The 25,962-nt window shown below is 58.8% G+C and carries 30 protein-coding genes; 16 read left to right on the top strand and 14 right to left on the bottom strand.

Annotated features, from left to right (window positions below):
- Nucleotides 1–9: 9 nt before the first annotated feature.
- Both greA and ACR0I0_RS13770 read right to left on the bottom strand, forming a co-directional pair.
- A complete protein-coding gene (greA, locus tag ACR0I0_RS13765) occupies nucleotides 10–480 on the bottom strand; it encodes a transcription elongation factor GreA (protein WP_170346321.1) in 471 nt (156 codons plus the stop codon).
- Between the two features lie 231 nt (nucleotides 481–711).
- Nucleotides 712–1,092, bottom strand: a complete 381-nt coding sequence (locus ACR0I0_RS13770) for a VOC family protein (protein WP_171206067.1) — start codon at nucleotides 1,090–1,092, stop codon at nucleotides 712–714.
- A gap of 86 nt (nucleotides 1,093–1,178) precedes the next feature.
- Between ACR0I0_RS13770 and soxR the strand changes: the two genes are divergently transcribed.
- The 4 genes from soxR to ACR0I0_RS13790 all read left to right on the top strand — a co-directional run bounded on the left by soxR (nucleotide 1,179) and on the right by ACR0I0_RS13790 (nucleotide 6,044).
- The gene (gene soxR / locus ACR0I0_RS13775) at nucleotides 1,179–1,634 is read left to right on the top strand and encodes a redox-sensitive transcriptional activator SoxR (protein WP_171724285.1); all 456 of its coding nucleotides are present in this window, start codon (nucleotides 1,179–1,181) and stop codon (nucleotides 1,632–1,634) included.
- A gap of 136 nt (nucleotides 1,635–1,770) precedes the next feature.
- Nucleotides 1,771–3,417, top strand: coding sequence for an electron transfer flavoprotein-ubiquinone oxidoreductase (locus ACR0I0_RS13780; RefSeq protein WP_171634982.1), 1,647 nt, complete (start codon nucleotides 1,771–1,773; stop codon nucleotides 3,415–3,417).
- Between the two features lie 145 nt (nucleotides 3,418–3,562).
- Entirely contained in the window at nucleotides 3,563–5,233 is a 1,671-nt protein-coding gene (locus tag ACR0I0_RS13785) for a tetratricopeptide repeat protein (RefSeq protein ID WP_171724352.1), read from the top strand.
- The gene (locus tag ACR0I0_RS13790) at nucleotides 5,223–6,044 is read left to right on the top strand and encodes a 4-(cytidine 5'-diphospho)-2-C-methyl-D-erythritol kinase (RefSeq protein ID WP_480491867.1); all 822 of its coding nucleotides are present in this window, start codon (nucleotides 5,223–5,225) and stop codon (nucleotides 6,042–6,044) included. Before ACR0I0_RS13785 ends, ACR0I0_RS13790 begins: the two co-directional genes overlap by 11 nt.
- Here the strand turns inward: ACR0I0_RS13790 and ACR0I0_RS13795 are convergent.
- Complete coding sequence (locus ACR0I0_RS13795) at nucleotides 6,037–7,035, bottom strand: polyprenyl synthetase family protein (RefSeq protein ID WP_480491869.1); 999 nt, start codon at nucleotides 7,033–7,035, stop codon at nucleotides 6,037–6,039. The genes ACR0I0_RS13790 and ACR0I0_RS13795 overlap by 8 nt on opposite strands.
- Nucleotides 7,036–7,091: 56 nt before the next feature.
- Here ACR0I0_RS13795 and ACR0I0_RS13800 point away from each other — a divergent pair, with 56 nt between their 5' ends.
- The 3 genes from ACR0I0_RS13800 to ACR0I0_RS13810 all read left to right on the top strand — a co-directional run bounded on the left by ACR0I0_RS13800 (nucleotide 7,092) and on the right by ACR0I0_RS13810 (nucleotide 8,363).
- Complete coding sequence (locus ACR0I0_RS13800) at nucleotides 7,092–7,307, top strand: putative signal transducing protein (RefSeq protein ID WP_152456800.1); 216 nt, start codon at nucleotides 7,092–7,094, stop codon at nucleotides 7,305–7,307.
- Nucleotides 7,304–8,083, top strand: a complete 780-nt coding sequence (locus ACR0I0_RS13805) for a tRNA1(Val) (adenine(37)-N6)-methyltransferase (protein WP_210093345.1) — start codon at nucleotides 7,304–7,306, stop codon at nucleotides 8,081–8,083. Before ACR0I0_RS13800 ends, ACR0I0_RS13805 begins: the two co-directional genes overlap by 4 nt.
- A 115-nt stretch (nucleotides 8,084–8,198) precedes the next feature.
- Nucleotides 8,199–8,363, top strand: coding sequence for a YdcH family protein (locus ACR0I0_RS13810; protein WP_083445267.1), 165 nt, complete (start codon nucleotides 8,199–8,201; stop codon nucleotides 8,361–8,363).
- Here ACR0I0_RS13810 and yddG read toward each other — a convergent pair.
- From yddG to ACR0I0_RS13860, 10 genes are all read right to left on the bottom strand, one after another.
- Nucleotides 8,360–9,226: an aromatic amino acid exporter YddG gene (gene yddG, locus ACR0I0_RS13815; RefSeq protein ID WP_171119723.1), complete on the bottom strand. Its 867-nt coding sequence runs from the start codon at nucleotides 9,224–9,226 to the stop codon at nucleotides 8,360–8,362. The genes ACR0I0_RS13810 and yddG overlap by 4 nt on opposite strands.
- Nucleotides 9,223–10,170: a transcriptional regulator GcvA gene (locus ACR0I0_RS13820; protein ID WP_480491871.1), complete on the bottom strand. Its 948-nt coding sequence runs from the start codon at nucleotides 10,168–10,170 to the stop codon at nucleotides 9,223–9,225. Before ACR0I0_RS13820 ends, yddG begins: the two co-directional genes overlap by 4 nt.
- A gap of 298 nt (nucleotides 10,171–10,468) precedes the next feature.
- Entirely contained in the window at nucleotides 10,469–11,191 is a 723-nt protein-coding gene (gene phbB, locus ACR0I0_RS13825) for an acetoacetyl-CoA reductase (protein WP_171724280.1), read from the bottom strand.
- Nucleotides 11,192–11,377: 186 nt separating this feature from the next.
- Entirely contained in the window at nucleotides 11,378–12,553 is a 1,176-nt protein-coding gene (locus ACR0I0_RS13830; protein WP_170346332.1) for an acetyl-CoA C-acetyltransferase, read from the bottom strand.
- A 190-nt stretch (nucleotides 12,554–12,743) separates the two neighbouring features.
- Nucleotides 12,744–13,577 carry an EAL domain-containing protein gene (locus tag ACR0I0_RS13835; protein ID WP_480491873.1) on the bottom strand — a complete coding sequence of 278 codons (834 nt, stop codon included), beginning with the start codon at nucleotides 13,575–13,577 and terminating at the stop codon, nucleotides 12,744–12,746.
- Between the two features lie 103 nt (nucleotides 13,578–13,680).
- On the bottom strand, nucleotides 13,681–13,869 hold the full coding sequence (locus ACR0I0_RS13840) for a hypothetical protein (RefSeq protein WP_171634969.1): 189 nt from the start codon (nucleotides 13,867–13,869) through the stop codon (nucleotides 13,681–13,683).
- 93 nt (nucleotides 13,870–13,962) lie between these two features.
- Nucleotides 13,963–14,934, bottom strand: coding sequence for a sterol desaturase family protein (locus ACR0I0_RS13845; RefSeq protein WP_480491875.1), 972 nt, complete (start codon nucleotides 14,932–14,934; stop codon nucleotides 13,963–13,965).
- Nucleotides 14,931–15,317, bottom strand: coding sequence for a hypothetical protein (locus ACR0I0_RS13850; protein WP_171724278.1), 387 nt, complete (start codon nucleotides 15,315–15,317; stop codon nucleotides 14,931–14,933). Before ACR0I0_RS13850 ends, ACR0I0_RS13845 begins: the two co-directional genes overlap by 4 nt.
- Nucleotides 15,318–15,376: 59 nt before the next feature.
- Entirely contained in the window at nucleotides 15,377–15,706 is a 330-nt protein-coding gene (locus ACR0I0_RS13855; RefSeq protein ID WP_152456810.1) for a hypothetical protein, read from the bottom strand.
- Nucleotides 15,707–15,797: 91 nt separating this feature from the next.
- A complete protein-coding gene (locus ACR0I0_RS13860) occupies nucleotides 15,798–16,364 on the bottom strand; it encodes a TlpA disulfide reductase family protein (RefSeq protein WP_171634966.1) in 567 nt (188 codons plus the stop codon).
- Nucleotides 16,365–16,385: 21 nt separating this feature from the next.
- Between ACR0I0_RS13860 and argH the strand changes: the two genes are divergently transcribed.
- The 5 genes from argH (at nucleotide 16,386) to ACR0I0_RS13885 (ending at nucleotide 22,123) form a co-directional block, all read left to right on the top strand.
- Nucleotides 16,386–17,774, top strand: a complete 1,389-nt coding sequence (argH, locus tag ACR0I0_RS13865) for an argininosuccinate lyase (RefSeq protein ID WP_209834677.1) — start codon at nucleotides 16,386–16,388, stop codon at nucleotides 17,772–17,774.
- Nucleotides 17,756–17,971, top strand: coding sequence for a hypothetical protein (locus tag ACR0I0_RS13870; protein WP_224854660.1), 216 nt, complete (start codon nucleotides 17,756–17,758; stop codon nucleotides 17,969–17,971). Before argH ends, ACR0I0_RS13870 begins: the two co-directional genes overlap by 19 nt.
- Before the next feature lie 87 nt (nucleotides 17,972–18,058).
- Entirely contained in the window at nucleotides 18,059–18,214 is a 156-nt protein-coding gene (locus ACR0I0_RS13875; protein WP_171229797.1) for a hypothetical protein, read from the top strand.
- Nucleotides 18,215–18,276: 62 nt separating this feature from the next.
- Nucleotides 18,277–19,542: a diaminopimelate decarboxylase gene (lysA, locus tag ACR0I0_RS13880; protein ID WP_480491877.1), complete on the top strand. Its 1,266-nt coding sequence runs from the start codon at nucleotides 18,277–18,279 to the stop codon at nucleotides 19,540–19,542.
- Nucleotides 19,543–19,579: 37 nt separating this feature from the next.
- Complete coding sequence (locus tag ACR0I0_RS13885; protein ID WP_480491878.1) at nucleotides 19,580–22,123, top strand: TIGR02302 family protein; 2,544 nt, start codon at nucleotides 19,580–19,582, stop codon at nucleotides 22,121–22,123.
- A gap of 3 nt (nucleotides 22,124–22,126) precedes the next feature.
- Here the strand turns inward: ACR0I0_RS13885 and ACR0I0_RS13890 are convergent, their stop codons facing one another.
- Entirely contained in the window at nucleotides 22,127–22,867 is a 741-nt protein-coding gene (locus tag ACR0I0_RS13890) for a zinc-ribbon domain-containing protein (RefSeq protein WP_480491880.1), read from the bottom strand.
- A 182-nt stretch (nucleotides 22,868–23,049) separates the two neighbouring features.
- On the opposite strand from ACR0I0_RS13890, the gene ACR0I0_RS13895 reads away from it, so the two are divergent.
- From ACR0I0_RS13895 to ACR0I0_RS13910, 4 genes are read left to right on the top strand one after another with little or no spacing between them, the layout of a single operon-like run.
- Nucleotides 23,050–23,727 (top strand): cell division ATP-binding protein FtsE, encoded by a 678-nt coding sequence (locus ACR0I0_RS13895; RefSeq protein WP_152456816.1) that lies wholly within the window; start codon nucleotides 23,050–23,052, stop codon nucleotides 23,725–23,727.
- Nucleotides 23,724–24,623: a cell division protein FtsX gene (locus tag ACR0I0_RS13900; protein ID WP_171634956.1), complete on the top strand. Its 900-nt coding sequence runs from the start codon at nucleotides 23,724–23,726 to the stop codon at nucleotides 24,621–24,623. The genes ACR0I0_RS13895 and ACR0I0_RS13900 overlap by 4 nt, the downstream gene beginning before the upstream one ends.
- Nucleotides 24,623–25,366 carry a lysophospholipid acyltransferase family protein gene (locus ACR0I0_RS13905; protein WP_171171175.1) on the top strand — a complete coding sequence of 248 codons (744 nt, stop codon included), beginning with the start codon at nucleotides 24,623–24,625 and terminating at the stop codon, nucleotides 25,364–25,366. Before ACR0I0_RS13900 ends, ACR0I0_RS13905 begins: the two co-directional genes overlap by 1 nt.
- Nucleotides 25,350–25,955, top strand: coding sequence for a pyridoxamine 5'-phosphate oxidase family protein (locus ACR0I0_RS13910; protein WP_480491882.1), 606 nt, complete (start codon nucleotides 25,350–25,352; stop codon nucleotides 25,953–25,955). The genes ACR0I0_RS13905 and ACR0I0_RS13910 overlap by 17 nt, the downstream gene beginning before the upstream one ends.
- The last annotated feature ends 7 nt before the right edge of the window (nucleotides 25,956–25,962 follow it).

Here is a 25,962-nt window from a genome sequence, read left to right on the forward strand (position 1 = left end):
GCGCTCCGGTCAGGCGTATTCGATACTCAGGATTTCGTAAGAGCGCACGCCTCCGGGGGTGCGCACTTCGACACTGTCCCCTTCATCTTTGCCGATCAGGGCGCGGGCGATGGGGGATTTGATGTTCAGCAGGCCGTTTTCGATATTGGCCTCGTATTCACCAACGATCTGCCAGGTCTTTTCTTCATCAGTATCTTCGTCGACCAATGTGACTTTTGCGCCAAACTTGACCGCACCCGACAATTTTGCCGGATCGATGACATCGGCCAGCGACAGAATACCTTCCAGTTCCTTGATGCGACCTTCGATGAAGCCCTGTTTTTCGCGGGCTGAATGATATTCGGCGTTTTCCTTCAGGTCCCCCAGCTCGCGCGCCGAGGCGATGGCTTCGATGATCGCCGGGCGTTCAACGGATTTGAGGTTCTTCAGCTCAGCCTCGAGCGCGGCATTGCCCGCAGGCGTCATCGGGATCTTTTCCATACTCTCTACGTCCACGCATAAATTGAGTCGCCCCGCCGCACAGGAGCGTCGGGGCGAATGTTAGATTGGCAGTTACCTGACCCAAATGCCACGTGAATTGCAAGAGGTGACAGCGTCAGCAGCGGTCAATTCGCGACTTCGCGCCGTTTTGATTTGGGGTGGGGCCTGTGCCGATGATCCGGATGCCGCGACCTGCGCCAACGCTGCGATGGGGTGCAAAGCCAAATCATCTCAATCATATTGCACCACTTCGAACTCGATCCCGTTGTCATCGCGAAAATAGAACCGGCGCCCTGGTTCGTAATCGGCATGGTTGTGGGGCTCGAATCCTGCCTTGCGAACCTTGTCTTCGGTGGCATCGATGTCTTCGACCAGAACACCCACGTGGTTCAGCCCGCCGATCACATCATAGCTGCTTTCATCCGACTGTTTCGGATCATCAGGTTTGTAAAGCGCCAGATACGTGTGGGCCGAGCCGACATGCACAGTGTATCCGCCGGCAATTGCGGGGCCTTCCCAACGGGTCTTCCAGCCAAAGACCTTTTGCATCCAATCGGCCGAGGCTTTCGGGTCGCGGACAGTGAAGTTGGTGTGTTCAAGCGTCGCCATCATGGGATCTCCTGTGTTTTTTGGCTTGTCCCGACTCAGCGTAATTTCTAAACCTAACTTTAGGTCAAGGAATTTTTTATGAGGGTTTGATGGCGGTATCAGAGGGGCTGGCGATTGGCGCATTAGCCCGGCGCACAGGTCTGGCCGTGTCGGCCATCCGGTATTACGAAGCGCAGGGTCTGATTTCGCCCTGGCGCAACGCGGGCGGACAGCGACGCTATCAGCGGGCCGATATTCGGCGACTGAGCTTTGTCATGATTGCGCAGCAGTTCGGCCTGACCCTGCCTGAAATCCGTCAGGTGCTGTCGGGCCTGCCAGGAAACCGCACGCCGACGCCCCAGGACTGGAAGGCAATCAGTGTACAGCTGAGGGCCCATCTGGATCAGCGAATCGACACCCTGATGCGGTTGCGCGACAATCTGGATGGCTGCATCGGATGCGGGTGTCTGAGCCTGCCGAAATGTGCGCTCTACAACCCCGATGACCGGGCAAAATCGCATGGTAGCGGTCCCAGGTACCTGATGGGGGATGCACCAGAGGGGTGATGTGTCGAATAGCGCCCTTGTTACGCCGTGTTTCGATTGACCAATGTCTTTCCGACCATGTAATCAGCCGTGAAACAAAATTGCGCAGATCATGCGGTGACAGCGCCAATTCGGAAAGTTAGCTAGGGAGCCCGCGATGGCCGAGATTGAACGCGAAGCGATGGAATACGATGTGGTGATCGTGGGTGCAGGACCTGCGGGCCTGTCGGCGGCCATCCGTCTGAAACAGCTGGATGCCGACCTGAACGTTGTCGTTCTGGAAAAGGGTTCCGAGGTTGGCGCGCATATCCTGTCGGGCGCGGTTCTTGATCCCTGTGGTCTGGACGCGCTGATCCCGGATTGGAAGGAAAAAGGCGCGCCGCTGAATGTGCCCGTGAAGGACGACAAGTTCTACATGCTGGGTGAAGCAGGCCAGGTCCGCATCCCGAACTTCCCGATGCCGCCGCTGATGCACAACCACGGCAACTACATCGTTTCGATGGGCAATGTGTGCCGCTGGATGGCGGAACAGGCCGAAGAACTGGGTGTCGAGATCTTTCCGGGCATGGCGTGCTCGGAAATGGTCTATGGCGACAATGGCGAAGTCAAAGGCGTGGTAGCAGGCGTTTTTGGTCTGGAGGCAGACGGTTCCTACGGCCCCAACACCGAACCGGGGATGGAGCTGCACGGCAAATATGTCTTCCTGTCAGAAGGTGTGCGCGGGTCGCTGTCCAAGGAAGTGATCGCCAAATACGACCTGTCTGCGGGCAAAGAGCCGCAGAAATACGGTGTCGGCATGAAAGAGATCTGGGAGATCGACCCTGCCAAGCACAAGGAAGGCAGCGTGACGCACACGATGGGCTGGCCTTTGGGCAGCAACGCAGGCGGCGGATCCTTCATCTATCATCTTGAAAATAATCAGGTCTATGTCGGCTTCGTGGTGCACCTTAATTACAAGAACCCGCATCTGTACCCCTATATGGAGTTCCAGCGTTTCAAGCACCATCCGATGGTGGCCGATCTGCTGAAAGGCGGCAAGCGGGTCGCTTACGGCGCCCGTGCGATTACGGAAGGCGGCTATCAGTCGATGCCGAAACTGGTCGCGCCGGGCGTGGCGCTGTTGGGCTGTTCGGCGGGCATGGTCAACGTGCCGCGCATCAAAGGCAACCACAACGCGATGCTGTCGGGCAAAGCTGCGGCCGAGGCTGCTTTCGAAGCGATCAAGGCCGAACGTTCGGGCGATGAGCTGACGGCTTACGAGACCGAAGTTCGCAATGGTGCGATTGGTTCCGACCTGAAAAAGGTTCGCAATGTCAAGCCGATGTGGTCGAAATGGGGTCTGACCGCCAGCCTGATGTTGGGTGGTCTGGACATGTGGACCAACACGTTTGGCTTTTCGCTGTTCGGCACGTTGGGCCATGGCAAGAACGACGCGGAATCGACCGAGGATGCCAGCAAGCACCAGCCAATCGATTATCCAAAGCCGGATGGAACGCTGTCCTTCGATCGTCTGACGAATGTCTCGTTCGCAGCGACAAACCACGAGGAAAGCCAGCCCTGCCACCTGCGTCTGGCCGATCCCGAGATCCCCGTGAAGGTCAACCTGCCTAAATACGATGAGCCGGCACAGCGGTATTGCCCGGCAGGTGTGTATGAAGTGGTCGAGGATGAGAACGGCCCGCGATTCGTCATCAACTTCCAGAACTGCGTTCACTGCAAAACCTGCGACATCAAGGATCCCAGCCAGAACATCACCTGGACCACACCGCAGGGCGGCGACGGTCCAAACTATCCGAACATGTAAGCAAAAAACGGGCAATGGCTGCGCTGTGAAGGCTCTGCCATTGCCTCTTGCCTGCCGAAGCCCTAGCTTACCCCTCAGTCAACGATAGCAAGGCAGGATTTCGGTGTTTTCCCTGGTTCGTCGCGCGGCTTTGTCCGTGCTGTTCATGTCGTCGGTCGCAGTTCCGGCCTATTCGGAAACGGGCGCCGGGTCTTATCTGGCCGGGCGGCAGGCGATTTACGAAAACGACTATTCTGCCGCTGAAAGATACTACGCTCAGGCTCTCAGGTTTGATCCCCAAAATGCGCTGTTGCAGGAAAGCGTTGTCGTTGCACGCATCGCCTTGGGGGAAGTGGCGCGCGCGCTGCCGATCGCCCAGCAGATCGAGGAAGCAAACCTGCCCAGCCAGGCTGCGCGTATGGTAATTTCGGCCAATCTGATCACCGATGGGAAATTTGACGACCTGCTGGCCCGTGACCCTGAAACACAGGGTGTTGGTCCCCTTGTTGACGGCCTGATGATCGCCTGGGCCCATCTGGGGCAGGGTGAGATGACCAAGGCGATGGAACAGTTCGATTCTGTCGCGACACAGGATGGTCTCAGGGAGTTCGCGCTTTACCACAAGGCGATGGCATTGGCGTCTATCGGTGATTTCGAAGGCGCCGAGGCGATACTTGCCGACAATGATGGAACGGTTGCCCGGTTCTCTCGTCGTGCTGCTTTGGCCCGCACCGAGATTCTTTCGCAGCTGGATCGCAACGAAGACGCCGTTCAGTTTCTGGACGATGTGTTTGTGGCGGGCAGTGACCCGACCATCGAGTCGTATTTGAGCCAGTTGGCGGCGGGTGAAACATTGCCGTTCACCCATGTCCGATCCGCTCAGGACGGCATGGCCGAGATTTTTTTCACCGTCGGTGCCGCATTGAACAGCGAAGCATCAGCCGATTACGTTCTGCTGTACGCACGCCTGGCCAGTTTCCTGCGCCCCGATCATGTGGATGCCATTTTGCTGAGCGCGGATCTGCTGGACAACTTGCAGCAATATGATCTGGCGGTTGAGGCATACCGCCAAGTCCCGGCGGACAGCAACGATCACCATGCGGCCGAATTGGGCCGCGCCGAAGTTCTGGACCGTTCGGGAAAAACCGATGCGGCCGTCGAGGTGTTGCAGAACCTGGCTGCGCAGGATCCTGATTTTCCGGGTGTGCATGTCGCTTTGGCAGATTTGCAGCGCCGACAGGAAAACTATGCCGCTGCCGTGGCCTCTTATGACACTGCGATCGCGCTGACGGATAGCGCGGCGGGTGGGAATTGGTTCCTGCATTACGCACGTGGCATCAGTCATGAAAGGCTGAAGCACTGGGATCAGGCCGAAGCTGATTTCCGCCGGGCGCTGGAACTAAACCCGGATCAACCTCAGGTTCTGAATTACCTAGGGTATTCTCTGGTTGAGCGCAAAGAAAAGCTGGATGAAGCATTGGATATGATCGAGCGCGCAGTAGCTGCGCGTCCGGACAGTGGCTATATTGTGGACAGTCTGGGCTGGGTACTGTTCCGTCTGGGGCGTTACGACGAGGCCGTCGAACACATGGAACGTGCGGTTGAGCTGATGCCGGTGGATCCGGTGGTCAACGATCATCTGGGTGACGTCTATTGGGCTGTCGGGCGCGCGCGCGAGGCCGAGTTCCAGTGGAGCCGCGCCTTGTCCTTCATCGACCCGGAAGACACCGACGGCGAAGCCGATCCGGATCGAATCCGGCGCAAGATCGAAGTCGGGCTGGATGCCGTTCTGGCCGAAGAAGGTTCGGAGCCATTGAAAGTCGCCAATGGAAATTAAGGCGTTTGCGCCCGCCAAGATCAACCTGACCCTTCATGTGACTGGCCGTCGAGACGACGGCTATCACCTGTTGGATTCGCTGGTTGTATTCGCCGATCTGGGTGATCGGCTGACATTCACCCCCGGCCCCGAATTGTCCATGGACGTGCGCGGCGAGTTTGCCGGCGGAGTCCCCACGGACAGCCGAAATCTGGTCTGGAAGGCGGCAGAAGCTGTCGGTTGGACCGGTCGTATTCAACTGACCAAGTCCTTGCCCCATGGGGCGGGCATTGGCGGAGGGTCGTCTGATGCCGCGGCCACGCTTGGGGCCCTGGCAGATCAGGGCCACGACCTTCCGCGGGGCCTGCCGTTGTCATTGGGGGCGGATGTCCCCGTCTGCCTGGAAGGTCGGGCGATCAGAATGCAGGGCATTGGCGATCGTTTGACGGCGGTGAACCTTCCGCACCTGCCCGCCCTTTTAGTCAACCCAAATGTCCAGGTGCCCACCGGTGCCGTTTTCAACGCGCTGGCGTCCAGAGACAACCCGCTAATGCCTGAAAGCATGCCTGAGTTTGACAATGCTGATGAGTGCGCCCAGTGGCTGCGCAATCAACGCAACGATCTGCAGGTGCCCGCCATGAACATCGCACCTGAGATCGAGCAGGTGTTGGACGAGTTGCAGATGACCAATCGCGCGCTCATGGTGCGCATGTCAGGGTCAGGATCAACCTGTTTTGCGTTGTATCCGACGATGAAAGACGCGCATTTTGCGGCCTATGAGATCGGCGCAGCCCATCCTGATTGGTGGTGCCGCGCCACGCAGCTCAGTTGAGACGTGAAACCACGTAATCGGCCAATTCGCGCAGCAGACTGCGAATATCGTGGTCAGGCAATACATCCAAAGCGGCTTTGGCCTTGTTTGCCCAACCCAAAGCGTCTTGCCGGGTTTCTTCCAGCGTGGCGTATTTGTTCATCAGACCCAGCGCCTGAACCAGATCCCCGTCCTGTTGGCGGCCCTTTTCGATCGTACGTTCCCAGAAGGCGCGTTCTTCCGGCGTGGATTGCGCCACGGCTTTGATGACGGGCAGGGTCAGTTTCCGTTCACGGAAGTCATCGCCAACATTCTTCCCGGTCGCCTTGCTGTCGCCCTGATAATCCAGCAGGTCATCGGCAATCTGGAACGCGATGCCCAGTGAATCGCCATAGTCGAAAAGCGCTTTGACCTGCGCTTCCGAGGCACCTGCGATCACGCCGCCCACTTCGGTCGCGGCTGAAAACAATGCCGCCGTCTTGCCGCGCACGACCTGAAGGTAAACGCTTTCATCCGTACTCAGATCGGTTGCGGCCGTCATTTGCAGCACTTCGCCTTCGGCAATGGTTGCAGAGGCATTGGCCAGAATATCCAGAACGCGCAGCGAGCCCGTTTCCACCATCAGCTGGAAACTGCGTGAAAACAGGTAATCGCCAACCAGAACACTGGATTTGTTGTCCCAAAGCAGATTGGCGGTCGGGCGGCCCCGTCGCTGTGCGCTTTCATCCACGACGTCGTCATGCAGCAGGGTGGCGGTGTGAATGAACTCGACCGTCGCGGCAAGGCGCACGTGATGGTCGCCGGAATAGCCAAACAGGCGTGCTGCGGCCAGTGTCAGCATCGGGCGCAGGCGTTTTCCACCTGCTTCGACCAGATGCCGCGTCACTTCCGGGATGCGTGGCGCATGGTCCGATGCCATCCGCGTGCGGATCAGCCCGTTCACGGCCTCCATCTCGCCCGCCAGAATTTCAGCGAGACGCTCATGCGGTTTTGAGATCATGTCGACGGTCATCACACTCCTGATACAAGGCTCGACTTTCGCCTCGCCTTGCCCTTACATCCATCCCCATGAAAGAACTGTTGCGCAGTACCGATCCGACAATCCTGGCCTTTGCATCCGCTCTCCTTGAGGGCGAGGATATAGACTGCTTTCAGATGGACGTAAATATGAGCATCCTCGAAGGTGGTATCGGGATTTTCCCTCGTCGGCTGATGGTTCGGTCCGAAGACCTGACCCGGGCCGAGCGTGTGATGCGCGACAACGAGATCCCGCTGGGCCGATGATGCGCTTCGACGACAATGAATTGACGTGCAACGATTTCCTTGGTGGCCGGGTGCGATTGCTGCAACCTGCGTCAGGTTACCGCGCCGGGGTAGACCCTGTTCTGCTTGCCGCATCGGTCCCTGCAAAGGCCGGGCAATCCGTGCTTGAACTGGGATGTGGCGCGGGGGCTGCCATTTTATGCCTGTCCGCGCGGGTGGCGGGGCTGCAAATGGTTGGGATCGAATTGCAACCGGCCTATGCGGATTTGGCCCGCCGCAATTCGGAAATCAACGGCTGTGATCTGGACGTGATCGAGGCTGACCTGAACGCTTTGCCTGATGAGCTCCGACAGCGGCACTTTGATCACGTAATCGCGAACCCGCCCTATTACCGTTCTGGGGCGCATAGCCCCGCCAGCGACACAGGGCGAAGCATTGCACTGGGCGAAAATACGCCTCTGATCGACTGGATCACCGTTGCGGCCAAACGCCTTGCCCCTCGGGGGTTCCTGCACGTGATCCAGAAAGCCGACCGTCTTCCCGATATGCTGACGGCTTGTGAGGGGAAACTGGGTTCAATCGAGGTGCTGCCGCTCAGCGCGCGGGTGGGCCGCGAGACCGAACTGGTCATCCTGAGCGCCCGCAAAGGGGGACGCGCGGCATTTCGCCTCCATGCGCCGTTGATTCTGCACGCCGGTGAGCGCCACGAAAAAGACGGTGAAAGCTATACCGAGGCGGTCTCAGCCGTGCTTCGACAGGCCGCTCCGTTGCCTCGGAACTTGTGCCATCGGCAATGACCAGCCGAATTTGTCGGATTTGTTACAGATTCTGTGCGTCTGCAGCGTGACAGGGTGGAAACGATGTGGTCAAATTCTTACGTGACATACAGACACATAAACAAGGAGGATCGCAATGAGCGTGAGCGCACATCTGACGGAACTGAAGAAAAAGCACGAATCTCTCGGTCTAGAAGTGGAACAAGCCCAACGCTCGCCAGGTATCGATGATCTCCATATTGCTCAGTTGAAAAAGCAGAAGCTCAAGCTGAAAGAAGAGATCGAACGCCTGTCCGCTTAAGTTTTCAGGCTGGCGCGGGCCGCTATCAAGGCCCCGCCGGTGATCAGAAAGGCCGCGATCGCAAGCCCCCAGGACGGGGTCGCGATCCCGGCCACCACCAAAGCAAGGGTCGACAGTAACGGGGCCGCATAGGATGAGGTTCCGAGGATTTGGATGTCGCCTTGCTTGACGCCAATGTCCCAGACGTAGAACGCCAGCCCGACGGGCCCAAGGCCGAGTGCCAGCACCGACGCCCAGCCCAGTGCCGTATCGGGCAGTACAGTGTCTTCCACCGCCAGATGAAGCAGTCCCGAAGCCGATGCAGCCGCAAGGCAGAAAATTGCGACGGAACTGGTCGGCGTGCCCTCCAGTTTGCGTGATAGAACGGAATAGCCCGACCATGTCAGTGCGCACAGCAAGGCCAATGCGTATCCGGGCAGGTATTGGGCCTGAAAGCCCGCGCCGCCACCCCCGGCAATGATTACAGCGGCCCCTGCGAATCCAAGGCATGCCCCGATCAGGTGGCCGATACGCAGATGCTCACCCGGAAGCAGGCCCGACAGAAGCACAATGAGCAGAGGCCAGAGATAAGCGATCAGCCCGGCCTCGGCAGCCGGCGCCATGCGCAGGGCCGAAAAATACAGCGCGTGATAGCCAAATAGGCCCAATGCGCCAAACAGGTAGGTCGTCCAGGGAACTTGCTTTAGATCGCTCAAACCACCTGTCGCCGTTGCCCAGACAAGCCCAAGCGCACCACCAATCGAAAAGCAGATCGTGTTCAGCAGCAGGGGCGGCGTGGGCGCCGACCCGACAGTGAACAACGCCAGCAAGGCCCATAGCAAGACAGCCACGAAACCGATAGCCGTTGCGCGCATTTTGGTCATGGGCGGGAAACCTCTTCAATCGGTACAATTTTGAACTCATCCGATATATGCGCGGTTTTTTCAATCTCGGTCAGGAACCAATCGCGAAACGCCGCGATCTGAGGTTTCTTTTCAGCCCCCGGCAGGCACAGAAACCGGAACCGGCCTTGTGTTTCCAGGGCCACCTTGAACGGTGCAATCAGGCGGCCTTCGGTCAGGTCCTTGAGAATCATGGCGCGTCGCCCCAGTGCCACGCCGACACCGGCAACAGCGGCATCAATCGCGTGATCGGCATTGGAAAAATGCGCGCCATGGGTCGGAGTAAAATCCACCCCCACGGCACGGAACCAAGCGGGCCAATCGCAAGGCGGGGTCAGAAAGCTGATCGAATCGTCATGGATCAGCGGGGCGTCGCGCAGGCTGTCTGGCGTGGTGAATTGTTCTGCAAGTTCCGGTGTCATGACCGGGGTCAGCCATTCCTTTCTGACGGGAACGGAATACAGCCCGTCATCGGCCGAATTCCCGAAACGGATGGCGACGTCCACGTCGTCCCGCTCCAGATCCATGTTGCGCAGCGTGGCCGAGAATTTCAGATCGATCTCGGGATGCGCCCGAGCAAATTCGTAAAGCCGCGGCGCTAACCACTTGGCGGTCAAAGCTGGGCCCGCGGTGACGGTCAGGCTTGTGTCATCTTCCTGTCTGCGCACTGCACGCCATGCGGCTTGCAAGGTGGCAAACCCTTCTGCCGCACCAGGCGCAAGGGCACGGCCCGCCTCGGTCAGTTCTACGGCGCGGTTCAGACGACGAAACAGCGGCCGCCCAAGGTGTTCTTCAAGCGACTTGATCTGAAAGGACAGGGCGGCTGGCGTCACATGCAGCTCTTCCGCCGCCTTCGAAAAAGACATGTGCCGGGCTGCGGCGTCAAAAGCACGCAACGCGGTCAGCGGAGGCAGATAGTCACTCATAGTGAAGGAAAACTTAACTGATGTCTCAAGAAAGCTCGTTTGTCGTGTTTGTTTTTAGCCTCTATATTCACATCAGGTCAAATAAAACTGATTTGAAAAGGAGGCTGTCATGATCGAGATGACAACAAATCCCGCCGCCCAGATGGCGATCCTGCGTGCCCACCAAGAGCGCAGCAGGGTGATCTGGCAGTTTTGGGGATGGATATTCGGTTCCCGCTGATCGCAGCGCGCGCGTTCTTACGGGATCAGAAAGGGCCGGCCCAAAGGGACCGGCCCGTTTTTAGTTCACAACTCTGGATCAGACGAAGAACTGCGCACCGTTGGCCGAGATCGTCGAACCGTTGATGAACTGCGAATCGTCCGATGCCAGGAAGACCACGCAGCGCGCGATTTCCTCTGGCTCACCCAGGCGGCCGGCCGGGATTTGGCCAATGATGGACTCGCGCACCTTCTCGGGCACAGCCATGACCATTTCGGTTGCGATATAGCCGGGGCAGATCGCGTTGGCAGTGATCCCCGCCCGCGCGCCTTCCTGCGCCAGGGATTTTACGATGCCCAGGTCACCTGCCTTGGTCGCTGCATAGTTCACCTGAGCGAACTGGCCTTTCTGACCGTTGATCGAGCTGATGACGATGACACGACCGAACTTGCGCTCTCGCATGCCGGGCCAGACAGGGTGCACCGTGTTGAACACGCCGGTCAGGTTGGTGTCGATCACGTCTTTCCACTGATCAGGTGTCATTTTGTGGAATGGTGCATCGCGGGTGATGCCGGCGTTGGCGACGACCACATCGATGGGGCCAACCTCGGCCTCAACCTTTTCAATACCTGCTTTGGATTCGTCATAATCGGCGACGTTCCACTTGTAGGTCTTGATCCCGGTTTCGTCAGTGAAATTTGCGGCGGCTTCGTCATTTCCCGCATAGGTTGCCGCAACGTTGTATCCTTCGGCTTTGAGCGCCTTGGAAATTGCTGCGCCAATGCCGCGGGAACCGCCGGTAACGAGTGCTGTTCGTGCCATTTATGACTCCTTCAATTATAGTCGTCTTAGTAATGCTGTTACTCTGAGAGATGGTTGTGCGCAATATTGTTTCGTCTTGAATCTTGGATTCCGGGCGGCAATATCGTCGCATCCAACGGTTGGAACCTCAATGTAACAAAAAAAGGCGCCCACCGGGCGCCTAATTCTATTTGATTGCCAACGCGCTTAGTCGCGCTCCACACAAAGGGCAACGCCCATGCCGCCGCCGATGCACAAGGTCGCCAGACCCTTTTTCGCATCGCGACGCTTCATTTCGAATAGCAGGGTGTTCAAAACACGGCACCCCGAAGCACCGATCGGATGGCCGATGGCAATGGCGCCGCCGTTTACGTTCACGATCGACGGATCCCAGCCCATATCCTTGTTAACGGCGCAGGCCTGTGCGGCAAAGGCTTCGTTGGCTTCGACCAGGTCCAGATCGTCTACCGACCAGCCTGCTTTTTCCAGTGCCTTGCGCGATGCATAGATCGGGCCGACGCCCATGATCGACGGGTCCAAACCGGCGGTCGCATAGGACGCGATGCGCGCCAGAGGTTCGATTCCCCGCTTTTCAGCGTTTTCGGCTGACATCAGCAACGTCGCGGCCGCACCGTCGTTCAATCCCGAGGCGTTGGCAGCTGTGACCGAACCGTCCTTGGTGAAGGCTGGACGCAGTTTGGCCATGGCTTCCATGGTTGCGCCATGGCGGATGTATTCGTCCTTGTCCATCACGATGTCGCCCTTGCGGGTCTTGATGGTGAAGGGCACGATTTCGTCTGCGAACTTGCCGGCCTTTTGTGCTGCTTCGGCCTTGTTCTGCGAAGCAACGGCGAATTCATCCTGCATCTCGCGGCTGATCTGCCATTTCTCTGCAACATTCTCGGCAGTCTGACCCATGTGATAGCCGTTGAAAGCATCCCACAAGCCATCGCGGATCATTGTGTCGATATACTTCATGTCGCCCATCTTGTGACCGGCGCGCAGCGCGGCGGCGTGGGGCGACAGCGTCATGTTTTCCTGACCACCAGCAGCGACGATTTCCGCGTCTCCCAGCTGAATATGCTGGGCGCCCAAAGCAACGGCGCGCAGGCCCGAGCCACAAACCTGGTTGATTCCCCAGGCCGCGCTTTCCTGCGGCAGACCGGCGTTGATGTGGGCCTGACGTGCGGGGTTCTGCCCCTGGGCGGCTGTCAGAACCTGCCCCATGATGGTTTCGCTGACTTCGCCTTTTTCCACTCCGGCGCGCTCGACAACTGCTTCCAGAACGGCAGCGCCCAGATCATGGGCAGGTGTGTTCGCAAACGAACCACTGAAGCTGCCAACACCTGTTCGTGCGGCGGATGCGATTACTACGTTGGTCATATGATCAGTCCTTTACCGTCATGGGACAGCGGAATTTCTGACGGCGCAGGTCGAAAGATGTCCTCTCGAAACAAGAGCGCCCCGTGATCCCCCGCTCAAGTACTCTTGCAATAGCGTAACGCTGCACATGCAGCAACGGGCAGCTTGTCTCAGTGTCGGAAATGGTAGGAAAATGTCGATGAACAGGCAATCAACTGCCTGTTTTTGATCTGTTTTCCTGCTTCCAGGGTTCCGCAACACTGGGTGCGCCATACAAGAATCCTTGCAGGCAATCCACGCCACTTGCCACCAAGAAAGCGGCATCCTCCTGCGTTTCAACCGATTCGGCCGTGACCAGAATTTCGAATTCACGGGCCACCGCGATCAGGGCCCGCACCAAAGTCTGGTTGTCGGGATCGTTGCTGATGCCCCGCACGAACTGGCCATCGATTTTGGCTGCGTCGAACAGAAACTCGCGAAAATGGCGAAAGCTGAAATTGCTGGCGCCAAAGTCATCCAGCGCAAAAGCGATGCCGCGATCCTGCAAGCGGTCCATGAAGTCGACAACCAGCTCAGGCACCTGCATGGCCGAGCTTTCGGAGATTTCGAGGATCAAGCGTTCGCCCAATTCGGCATCTCGTTTCAGGAATCTGTCCAGTATTCTGGACCAGTTGGAATAACCGATCGAGCGCGCAGACATGTTGATCGACAGGCGTATTTCCGGGTTCCTCGCCAATGTGCGCAACCCAAGCTCCAACGCGACGCAGTCCAGATCGCGGCCGATAGGAGTGTTTTCGACCTGAGGCATGAATTCTCGCGCCGGGATGACGCGGCCGGTTTCGTCCAGAACCCGAATGAACCCTTCGTAAAACGCGACTCGGTACGGGGCGTGCGCCTGTATCACCGGCTGAAAAGCCAGTTTGCACTGCTTATGCTTCACTGCATCGGTTGCCATCTGCACAACCGAACGATCCCGCGTCGAAACGGCCGTATTCAACGGACTTTCCGACCCCTCAGGCAGATGTGCCAGTTTTTTATTTCCCATAAGCGCGGATTCCCATGTGTCCGGGACAGGTGTCCGGTCACAGTCTCGGGGCAAAGAGATGAATCTGCGGTTAAGGGTTCGGAAAAATTTCCGTCTCGCGGGCTCAGCGGGTGGATTGCCACGCGCGTGTCAAAGAAGCTGCCGCGCCAAGTATCGCGCCCATCGCACCTAGCGCCATCATTGCAAAACCCAATGCGATCAGGGCTGCAACGGCGCCCCCAAGGGCTGCGAGCATGGCCATCAACAGGCCGAACAGGCCGAAAAAGGTTGAAATGGTTGTCAAACGATTCATACAGACCCTCGCTCACTCACACACGGCGACTGTCGTCTGATATGGCGCTCAATGGCCGAGATTCAAGGCACAATCAGGGTGCAGCCGGCTGTTTCAAGCCTGTTCTGCTTGTCCGCTGGGCAGCTTTTTGTCCAGATGATCAAAACCGGGCGTTCCGCGGTCTTCCGGGTGGCGCGCCAGATGCTTGGCCTTGATCTGTTCCGAACTGTCCCGGCTGCCGTCATGGCTGTACCCAGGTGGGGCAAAGCAGTAGGCCAGCCGCTGTTTCAGGGTCAAACCCGGCTGGGTCGCGTCGCGCCAGATGGCCACCCATTCGTGAAAGGCCACCCGCAGGGGATTGAAAGTGCCGATATTGTGCACCAGGCCATAGTCCACCCGGTCGTCCTCCTGCTCGGGGACGAAGGTGCCGAACAGCTTGTCCCAGATGATGAACACCCCGGCATAATTGCAATCCAGATAGCGTGCGTTGCGACCGTGATGGGCGCGGTGGTGACTGGGGGTGTTCATTACCGCCTCGAACCAGCGGGGCATCTTGCCGATGGCCTCGGTGTGAATCCAGAACTGATAGATAAGATTGAGGCCACCGACGAACAAAACCATCGCAGGATGGAACCCAAGCAGGATCAGTGGGGCGCGTACGACCATCATGAAAGTAAACGTATAAGTCCAGGTCTGCCGCAGCGCGGTCGTCAGGTTGTAGTGCTGCGAGCTGTGATGGTTTACGTGGCTGGCCCAGACCCAGCGGATGCGATGGCCAAAGCGGTGGACCCAGTAGTAACGCAGATCGTCCAGGACAAAGCACAGGATGATAACCGGAATTGACGTACCCAGGTTCATCGGCGTGATCTGCCAAAGCCACATGAAAAACGCATAGGCGATAAAGCCCAGCAAAAAGCCCGATGCGATGTTTCCGGCCCCCATGATCAAAGAAGTCACCGCGTCGCGTGTTTCATAACGCCCGCCTTTGCCTTTGACTGCGATCCACAGAAACTCGGCCAGAATTGCTGCGATGAAAAAGGGAACGGCCCATTGCACCGCATCGGGAAAACTAATTTGGTCTGTCATGCGGGCTCCATCAGGTCACGCCAGTGATGGCGTTCGAATTCGTCCAGTCGGATGAGTGTTTTGGGCACCGAGAATTCGTGAAACAGAATCTCAAATCCTTCCGGATGATCCAGAAGATCATAGTCCAGCAGATGCCGGGCCACGGTGTCGGCCCCGAAGGACCAAAGCAACCCATTGCCTGAACTGGTGCGCACCATCGCGGCGTGGCCATCATGGGAAACCGTGACGTCGACCACATCATCGTCCGGAAAGTGACGTGCCCATTGTGATCGTGCAATGTCGGGCGTCAGCATCACTTGCTGCGATTTGCCGGTGAGATGCAATAACAGGGTGACACCAGCTATGCCGCCGACGACCAGCGTCAGTAGAATTTCAAGTGGCATTCCATCCTCCTGAGCGCAGAGTGCAAAGGAGTTGAAACTCTGTCAAAGGTGGCGTTGCGTCAGCTGTTTTCCAGCCGTTCCAGTATCTCGTGTTGCACCACACGTTCGACGAAGGGCACCAGCCCCTCGGGGCCGGATGTACGATCCTTCAGATGGATGCAGATATCCGGGCGCCGGGCGGCAATTATGCCCACCATTTCACCACGGATCGTGTCGTCAAGCCCCGCGCCCAAGATGGCGCAGGCAATTCGGGGCTCGGCATCCAGCTGTTTCCGGACCTCGTCCGTGTCATGTGCGCCCAGCCACTGAATCGGCAGATGATCCAGTTGCCGTGCCACATCACCGATCACATTTGGCAACCGTCCGATCAAAAGAACCACCGGCTTCATCGTCGCCTCCTTCCTATAAGGTCACAAACGAAAACCGGCCCAATTGGGCCGGTTCGAGTGTATCACAAACAGGCGGACGCTGCGCCATTCGTCAGCTATTGGATTCCACAAGCGTCGAGATAATCGCCTTCGCACTGTCCGAGTTCCACTCGGCGTCGCCGATCAGCCGGGCGATTTCCTGCCCTTCGGGGTTCAGGATGACCGTGATCGGCAAGGCGATGACGCCGAACTCACGGGCAGCGGCTGAACTGGGGTCCTGGTGACGGGGCAGGTTGGCGATGCCGTTCTCTTCAAAGAACTTTTTGATGCCGGCAGGCGAGTTGCGGCCCGTGGCCAGTGTCAGAACCTGAAACTTGTCGCCGCCGAACTCTTCCTGAAGTTCAGCGATCTGAGGCATCTCTTTGCGGCAGGGCGCACACCAGGTGGCCCAGAAATTCAGCAGCACATACTTGCCCTCATAATCAGCAAGCGTGCCGACACCGCCGTCATCTTCCAGCTGGAATTCGATTGATTTGGCGGGTTTCGGTTCCTTGTGCAGGATCAGACGTTTCAGGCTCTCTTCCCGCAGAGGGGCCAGCGTCTCGGCATCGGTCGCCAAGGCGGCATTTGCACCCAGCGCAAGGGCCATATAAAGGGGGATCAGACGAAATAGGCGCATATCAACTCCGGGTTTTCTTACATGACCGATCAATCCTCGAACCAGATGTGGGGCGGCCGCTTTGCCGCCGGTCCAGACGCGATCATGGAGGCAATCAACGCCTCGATCGGGTTCGATCAGCGGATGGCAGCCCAGGACATCGCAGGCTCGCGCGCCCATGCGGCCATGCTGGCAGCCACAGGCGTCATAAGTGATAGTGACGCCGAAGCCATTCGGGAAGGGCTGCTCACCGTTTTGTCAGAAATCCAGAACGGAGAGTTCCAGTTCTCGACCGCGCTGGAAGACATTCACATGAATGTCGAGGCACGTCTGAAAGAGATCATCGGAGAGCCCGCAGGCCGTTTGCACACAGGCCGGTCACGCAATGACCAGGTCGCAACCGATTTCAAGCTCTGGGTTCGTGATCAGCTGGACGCTGCTGAGAGCGGCTTGCTGGCCCTGATCCGCGCGCTTTTGGCGCAGGCCGAGGCTGGCGCCGATTGGGTCATGCCGGGCTTTACCCACCTGCAAACGGCGCAGCCGGTGACATGGGGCCATCACATGATGGCCTATGTCGAGATGTTTGGCCGTGATCTGTCCCGCGTTCGTGACGCCCGTGCCCGGATGAACGAATCGCCACTGGGGGCTGCGGCGCTGGCCGGAACGTCCTTTCCCATCGACCGCCATATGACGGCCGAGGCGCTGGGCTTTGACCGGCCTGCCGCCAACTCGCTGGACGCCGTCAGCGATCGTGACTTCGCGCTGGAGTTCCTGTCCGTGGCCTCGATCTGCGCCGTGCATCTGTCGCGGTTTGCCGAGGAACTGGTGATCTGGTCTTCGGCGCAGTTCCGTTTCGTTACCCTGTCGGATCGGTTCTCAACCGGATCGTCGATCATGCCGCAGAAGAAAAACCCCGATGCGGCAGAGCTGATCCGCGCCAAGGTGGGTCGGATCTTTGGCGCCAACACGGCGCTGATGATGGTGATGAAGGGCCTGCCGCTGGCCTATTCCAAGGACATGCAGGAAGACAAGGAACAGGTCTTTGACGCCGCCGACAACTGGATGCTGGCGCTGGCCGCGATGGAAGGCATGGTCAAGGACATGACCGCCAACCGCGACAGCCTGGCCGCCGCCGCCGGCTCGGGCTTTTCCACCGCGACCGATCTGGCCGACTGGCTGGTTCGGGTGCTGGGCCTGCCCTTCCGCGACGCGCATCATGTTACCGGATCGCTGGTGGCCATGGCCGAGAAGAAGGGTTGCGACCTGCCCGATCTGACGCTGGACGACATGCAATCGGTCCATGCCGAGATCACAAATGACGTCTACTCTGTCCTTGGAGTCGAAAATTCTGTAAACTCACGCCAGTCCTATGGTGGCACAGCTCCTGATCAGGTGCGTGCTCAGGTTGAACGATGGAAGGCAATGGTGTGATGACCGTGCTGCGCGCGATTCTGATTGCAGGGTCCGGCCTGATGCTGGCCGGATGCGGAGCCGATGGTGAGCCCGTTCAGCCAGCGCCCGCTCAGCCAACTGTCAGTGCAACCGTCGGTGTCGGCTCTGGCGGAGCGTATGTAGGCGGTGGCGTAGGTCTGAGCCGTGGCCCGCTGGGGATCTACCTGGGATTCTAAGCCACTTTCATATTGCGCATCGGTTTTATATCCACCAACGTGAGGTGGCATGTCGGTGCGCATGTCATCCAAAGAAAAGATACTGAAATGAGAACACTAGGACTGTTTCTGGTATTTGCGGCTTTGACGGCTTGCGAACCTACATCGGCAAGACGCCCGGAACCTGCGGCAGAGCCCAAACAATCGGGCACCGGAGTTTCGATCTCGGGCTATGGCCGGGTTGGAGTTTCGACCCGAAATTAAACTTGGTCGATGGGTTCGGAATCCATTGATCCGAAGCTATCTTCTGGTCTAAGCGCGCAGACATGGATCATTTTCTCTACCGCGACGGCGCGCTATTCGCCGAGGATGTCCCTGTCTCCGAAATCGCTGCCGCGGTCGGAACGCCGTTCTATGTCTACTCCACAGCAACCTTGCTGCGGCATTTTCAGCTGTTTGACGATGCGCTTGACGGCACGGACCACCTTGTCTGCTATGCGATGAAAGCGGCCAGCAATCAGGCGATCCTGAAAACTCTGGCAAAGGCGGGCGCAGGGATGGACGTGGTTTCGGGCGGGGAATACCTGCGCGCCAAGGCGGCGGGCGTTCCGGGCGACAAAATCGTGTTCTCTGGCGTGGGTAAAACGGCGGATGAGATTCGTACCGCACTGACCGGCGGCATCCGTCAGTTCAACGTCGAATCCGAGCCCGAGATGGAAGTGATCAACGCCGTTGCACTGGAATTGGGTGTGCTTGCGCCGATTACTGTAAGGGTGAACCCGGATGTCGATGCCAAGACCCATGCCAAGATTGCCACGGGCAAGTCCGAGAACAAGTTTGGCATTCCGATTGCCCGTGCCTCGGAAGTTTACGCCCACGCTGCCAGCTTGCCGGGGTTGGAGGTGATCGGCATCGACGTCCATATCGGCTCGCAACTGACCGAACTTGAACCGTATGAGCTGGCCTACACAAAAGTAGCCGAGCTGACCGAACGCCTCCGTTCTGAAGGTCACAACATTCGGCGTCTCGATCTGGGTGGCGGTCTGGGCATTCCTTACACCCGGTCGAACAACGCACCTCCCTTGCCGATTGAATATGGTGCGCTGGTCAAGAAAACATTGGGCCATCTTGGCTGTGAGATCGAGATCGAGCCGGGCCGCCTGATCGCGGGCAACGCCGGGATCATGGTTAGCAAGGTCATCTACGTGAAATCAGGCGAAGGTCGCGATTTTTTGATCCTTGATGGGGCGATGAATGACCTGATCCGCCCGGCAATGTACGAAGCTTACCACGATATCGTCGCGGTGCAGGAACCTGTCGCCGGTGTGGAACAGCGCCCTTATGACATCGTGGGCCCGGTCTGCGAATCCGGTGACACTTTTGCCAAACAACGCAACATGCCGCCGCTTAAATCGGGTGACCTGATCGCCTTCCGCAGCGCGGGTGCCTATGGCGCGGTGATGGCCAGCGAGTACAATACCCGCCCGCTGATCCCCGAGGTTCTGGTCAATGGTGATCAATTTGCAGTCATTCGTGAACGACCAAGCTTTGACGAAATCATAAACCGCGATACCATACCTTCATGGCTTTGACGCGATGACCGCGCGGGCCTAACCCCGGAGGCCCGTCTTGTCCGACCGTTCAAACCTGCCCATTCCGCGCCTGTCCGTGTGGCTGACTCATGTCGGCATGGTGGCAGAACAGGTGTTGCGCGCGTTCTGGCCGGCGTTCTCGATTGTTCTTGTTCTGCTTGCGGCATTGATGCTGGGGCTTCAAGATGTTGTTTCCGTGGAAATTGTCTGGGCGGTCGGCGCGCTGTCCTTGGGGTCGTTTTTGACGGCTGCGGTGCTTGGCCTGAGGGGTCTCAAGTTGCCTTCGCGCGCCGAGGTTTTGATGCGGCTGGATGAGACCTTGCCGGGACGCCCAATTCAGGCCTTAATGGATGATCAGGCTATCGGTGCGGCCGATCGGGATTCCGTGGCGCTGTGGCAAGCCCACAAAGCCCGGATGGCGCAACGGGTCGCGACGGCCGAGGCCGTGAAACCAGACCTTCGGCTGGCATCGCGAGATCCTTATGCACTGCGCTACGCGGCATTGCTGGCTTTTGTCGTAGCGCTGGTTTTCGGCTCTTTGTGGCGCGTGGGGTCTGTGGCGGACATGGCCCCGGGCACTGCCGCCGCCGGGCAAGGGCCGACTTGGGAAGGATGGGTCGAACCCCCGCGCTATACGGGCCTTCCAACGCTGTATCTTGCGGACCAAACGGATGCAGAGCTTGCCGTTCCCAAGGGCAGCCGCGTTACCTTGCGGCTTTATGGTGAGGTTGGCGCACATAGCCTGACGGAAAACAGCTCGGCCCTGGGAGCCGAGGCGGCGACCGACCCCGAGCAGGAGTTCGTGGCAGAACGCTCTGGCCAATTGCGCATCGACGGGCCAGCGGGGCGGGAATGGGCCGTTGAGATCATTGACGACACGGCACCACAGATAGCCGTGGCTGGATCGGCTGAGGCCGAGGCGGGCGGGCAGATGAAGCTGCCATTCGTCGCAGGAGATGACTATGGTGTGGTTGCAGGCTCTGCCCTGATCGAACTGGATCTGGCTGCCGTTGATCGCCGCTATGGTCTGGCGGCAGAGCCCGAACCACGCGAAGCGATCGCAGTTGAACTGCCTATGCCGATCACCGGCGACCGGGTGGATTTTGCAGAAGATCTGATCGAGGATTTCTCGCAACACCCATGGGCGCATTTGCCGGTTCGGATCACCTTGATGGCCACGGACGCGGCGGATCAGCAATCGTCTTCCGAACCTTATGTGACCGATCTTCCGGCCCGTCGGTTCTTTGATCCGCTGGCCGCTGCGGTGATCGAACAACGGCGCGATCTGCTGTGGTCGCGGTCCAATGCGCCTCGGATCGCGCAACTGCTGCGGGCTGTATCTCATCTGCCAGAGGACTTGTTTCGCTCGGAAACTGCCTATTTGCGTCTGAGGGTCGTGCTGCGGCGGCTTGAGACCTTTGATCAATACGGGCTGAAACCCGAACAGCAGGCAGAGATCGCCCAGGCGCTCTGGGATCTTGCCGTGTTGATTGAGGACGGCACGCTTGCGGATGCGCTGGAACGGATGCGGCGCGCGCAGGAACGTCTGACCGAAGCAATGAAGAAAGGCGCCAGCGACGAGGAAATCGCGGAACTGATGCAGGAATTGCGCGAAGCGACGCAGGATTACCTCCAACAGCTGCAACGGTTGGCCCAGCCGAACGGCGAAGATGGCGAGCGTCAGCAGGGCCAGAACGGCGAGTCCCTGCAAATGACGCAGGATGATCTGCAACGCATGATGGACCGCATTCAGGAGCTCATGGAACAGGGCCGGATGGCCGAAGCCCAGCAGGCACTGGAAGAGTTCCAGCAGATGATGGAAAACATGCGTGTGACTCAGGGCCAGGGCGGAGGGCAGCAGTCCGAAGGTCAGCAGGCCATGGAAGGTCTTGCGGAAACCCTGCGCGAGCAACAAGGTCTGAGCGATCAGGCCTTCCGTGATTTGCAGGAACAGTTTAATCCAGGTGCTCAATCCGGTGAAAGCCAGGGCAATGAGGGACGCAATGGCGGGCAAGGCCGGGGGCAAAGCCACGAAGGTCAGGGCGGTCAGGGGGAAGGCTCGGATCAGGCTGGCGAAGGCCAGCAGGGTCAAGGCTCACTTGCGGATCGGCAGCAAGCGCTAAGAGATGAGCTGAGCCGCCAGCAACAGGGTTTGCCCGGCGCCGGCACGCCCGAAGGTGACGCCGCGCGCGAGGCGCTGGACCGGGCCGGGCGCGCCATGGACGAGGCGGAACAGGCCCTGCGTGGGGATGATCTGGCCGAAGCCATCGACCGGCAATCCGAGGCGATGGAAGCCCTGCGCGAAGGGATGCGTTCGTTGGGTGAGGCGATGGCGCAGAACCAGCAGAATCAGCCGGGTCAGGGAACGCAGGATGGCGACATGCAAGCCAACAATCGCGATCCGCTGGGCCGAAATCCGGGTGCCGCCGGTTCGATTTCAACAGATGAGAATTTGCTGCAAGGCGAAGACGTGTATCGCCGGGCGCGGGAACTGCTGGATGAAATCCGGCGCAGAACCGGGGAATCGGACCGCCCCCAGATCGAACTGGAATACCTGAAACGTTTGTTGGAGAGGTTCTAGACCTCAGTTCTGGGCACCGGATCCAGCCTGTGCTTCAAGCCAGATACGCGCCTGATCCACAAGCGACACGTATGAGCTGAGCAACGGGTCGGCCTGAGGGACCGCTTCGCTGATCTGTTGGGCATTTCCATAGATCAGATACAGAACCACGCCGATGATCAGCATCAACGCGAAGCCGCGCAGGAATCCGCCCGATTTGCGGGGTGGCTGCGGGACCTCTTCCGACTCGTCAGATCGCATTGTCGAATTGATGGCTTCAACATCCGGCAGCGCGTCTTTCTGCCCTGCATCGACAGCGGTTTCGGAAGCCGAAGGCCGTTTGGGGCGCACCTTGGGTTCTGGTGGCGTATCCAGCCCCAGATCGGGCTGGCTCTCAAGGCTGCTGCCTTCCTGCGCCCGCAATTCCGCTTCGCGGGCAGCTTCCTCTTTCAGAATGCTGGCAACGGACGGATCGACATTCCCTGTAGGCGCAGCGGGTTTTTCAACTTCTGGCTTGCCTTCGGATACCGCTTCTTCAACAGGACCCGGTTCGGCGTCCTGCGGAGCGTCGACCACGTCGGGCGATGTGTCATCCTGTTCGGGGGTTTCCGCTTTTTCGTCCGGTGCGCCTGCGGCTTCGGCAGGGTGCTTCGCTTGAAACCAGGTCTGATCACAGTTGGAACACTGTACGTCGCGGCCTTCCTCGGGGATGACCTCGTCAGGAACCTCGTACTGCGCGCTGCAATTCGGACATGTAAGACGCATGCTGCCTCCTCGGCCGGGCGAAGGGCCGATAATAGTTTTTTCAGGAATGATATTCGGTTAAGACCCAACAGCAAAGAGCGTTTTCGGTTTCGCGGGTCAAGTGTCACCAATTGGACCCGGTAGAGCCATTGAAACCATCACCATGCTCGGGCAAGAAGAGCGGCAAAATAACGGGGGCACGTGTGATCGAGCTGGAAAATGTCAGCTACACCTACGGTGGCGGCGAGTTGCTGAGTGATGTCTCGGTACAATTGCAGCCGGGTTCGTTTCACTTTCTGACCGGGCCTTCCGGGGCGGGCAAGACCACGTTGCTCAAGCTGTGCTATGGTGCCCTGCTGCCGAGCTCGGGGCGGTTGAGTGTGTTTGACCAGGATATTTCAACCCTTGATCGCGACCAGCTGGCCGTATTGCGTCGCCGCGTTGGTGTCGTGCATCAGGATTGTCAGTTCCTTGACCACATGACGCTTGCCGAAAACGTCGCGTTGCCGCTGATGGTGTCCGGGCGTTCGGAAACATCCGAGCAGGAAAACCTGACCGAGCTGCTCAGCTGGGTGGGACTTGGCGCCAGGCTCGAAGCGCTCCCGCCTGAACTGTCCGGCGGCGAGCGGCAAAGGGCCGCTCTGGCGCGTGCCGTCATATTGTCGCCTGACGTGGTTTTGGCGGATGAGCCGACGGGCAATGTTGACTGGGAAATGTCGCAACGGCTGCTGCGTCTTCTGATCGAACTGAACCGGATGGGCAAAACCGTCCTGATCGCCACCCATGATCTGAGCCTGATCCGCGCGGCCAAAAGCCAGGTACAGGCTCGTGTCCTGCGTATTTCGCAGCGCAAGCTGCAACTGGCGGGGGCGGATCTATGATCAGTCCTGATCTCAAAAATCTGTTGCGCGGTGACAAACGGGCAGACCGGGTTGTTCCCCCAACGGGATATACGGCACACCTGACCCTGTTTGTCGCGGGTGCGATGGCGTTTCTTGCAGTATTCGCACTGGCCCTGTCTCTGGCTTCGGGGCGCATTGCGGATCGCTGGGCCTCGGAACTGGCCGGAGCTGCAACCCTGCGCATCAACGCGCCAGCGGAACAGCGTGCGGCCCAGACCGAGGCCGCGCTGACCGTTCTGAGCCAGACGCCTGGCGTGGCCTCGGCCCGTGCTTTGACGCAGGAAGAGCAGGCGGCGTTGCTTGCCCCTTGGTTCGGGCCGGATCTGCCGCTGGATACGCTGCCCGTGCCGCAGCTTATCGAGATCATTGAAACCGAACCGGGCATCGACGTGGCTGGGTTGCGTTTGCGACTGGGGGCCGAGGTGCCGGGCGCCGTGCTGGATGATCATACGCGGTGGCGGGAGCCTTTGGTTGATGCGGCGATGTCCCTGCGTCGTCTGGGGTGGATTTCGATCCTGCTGATCGGTGGTGCGACCGCGGCCATGATTACTCTTGCCGCCAATGCGTCGCTTGCCGCAAATGCCCAGATCATCGAAGTGCTGCGCCTGGTCGGTGCACGCGATGGGTTCATAGCGGGCGCATTCGTAAGGCGGTTTACATATCGCGCATTCTTTGGGGCATCAGTCGGTACATTGCTGGGCATGACCGGTGTTCTGATGCTGCCCGAAGCCTCGGAATCGGGTGGTTTTCTGGCCGGCGTCGGCTTTCAGGGCAAAGACTGGGCGTTGCCGGTTCTTATCCCGATCCTTGGTGCCATGGTCGCGTTTTTTGCTACTTGGGCTGCGGCCCGACGCAAATTGAAGGAGCTTTCCTGATGTTGATGGCTGTTCAATGGGTTAGGTCATTGATCTTCATGATCGTGATCTACGCCTGGATGCTGATCCTTGGCATTGTCTTTCTGCCCTATGCACTGTTTTCCAAGGCTGGCGCCCTGAGGGCGTGCAAGACCTACGCGCGCAGCACCATGTGGCTGGCCCGGTGGATGGTTGGCATTCGGTGTGAAGTGCGGGGTAGGGTCCCAACGAATGAAGTGGTCATAGCCGCAAAACACCAGTCGTTTCTTGATATCATCATAATTTTTGATGCGATTCCGCACGGCAAGTTCATTATGAAGCGCGAGCTTTTGTTTACACCCGTCATTGGAATGTATGCGCGGCGACTTGGCTGTATTCCGGTCAATCGCGGCAAGCGCGGTGCTGCCGTGACCAAGATGGTCAAGGATGTATCGAAAGAGTTTTCGGAACCCGGGCAGCTTGTGATTTACCCGCAAGGGACACGTGTGGCGCCCGGTGCGAAGAAACCTTACAAGGTTGGAACAGCCGTTCTTTACGAAGGGCTCGGCTTTCCCTGCGTTCCGGTCGCGACGAATGCCGGCGTCTTCTGGCCCCGAACGGGTGTCATGCGCAAACCGGGCCTTGCGATCGTCGATTTCCTCGACCCAATCGAGCCGGGTGTTGGTCGGGACGAATTCCTTGCCCGGCTGGAAGATGTGATAGAAACGCGTTCCAACGAGTTGATGCGGGAAGTGGGGTTTGATCCGGATGGAGCACATTCGTGACATTGAAACGCTTGAAGCGTTGTATGGTCGGCCCGGCGCGCCGTCCTTGCGAAAGGTCGTTCATCAGCTGACGCCTCTCTATCGCAAGTGGATCCTCGCATCGCGCCTCTGTGTGCTCAGCACGGTTGGCCCAGAAGGTGTGGATGGCAGCCCGCGGGGCGATGATGGCCCGGTCGTGAAAGAGCTGGATGCGAATACGCTGGCTCTGCCGGACTGGCGCGGCAACAACCGTCTGGACAGTTTGCGCAATATCGTGCGCGATCCACGTGTTTCGCTGATGTTTCTTGTTCGGGGGGCCAACAACGTCGTTCGGGTGAACGGGTTGGCGCGGGTAACGGCGGATGAGACCCTGCGGCATCAATTCGAGAAGGTCGGCAAACGCCCGGCGACCGTTATCGTCGTTGAAATCGCCGAGATATACAGCCAATGTGCCCGTGCTTTGATCCGGGCGCGCATCTGGTCAAGCGGTGATGACAGCGGCGATCTTCCCACGATAGGTCAGCTTCTGTCCGAGGCATCAGACGGCGCGGAAGGCGGCGCGCAATATGACGAGGAATGGCCTGCACGCGCCGCAAAAACGATGTGGTAGATGTGGG

It is taken from the genome of Ruegeria sp. AG6 (assembly GCF_056541565.1).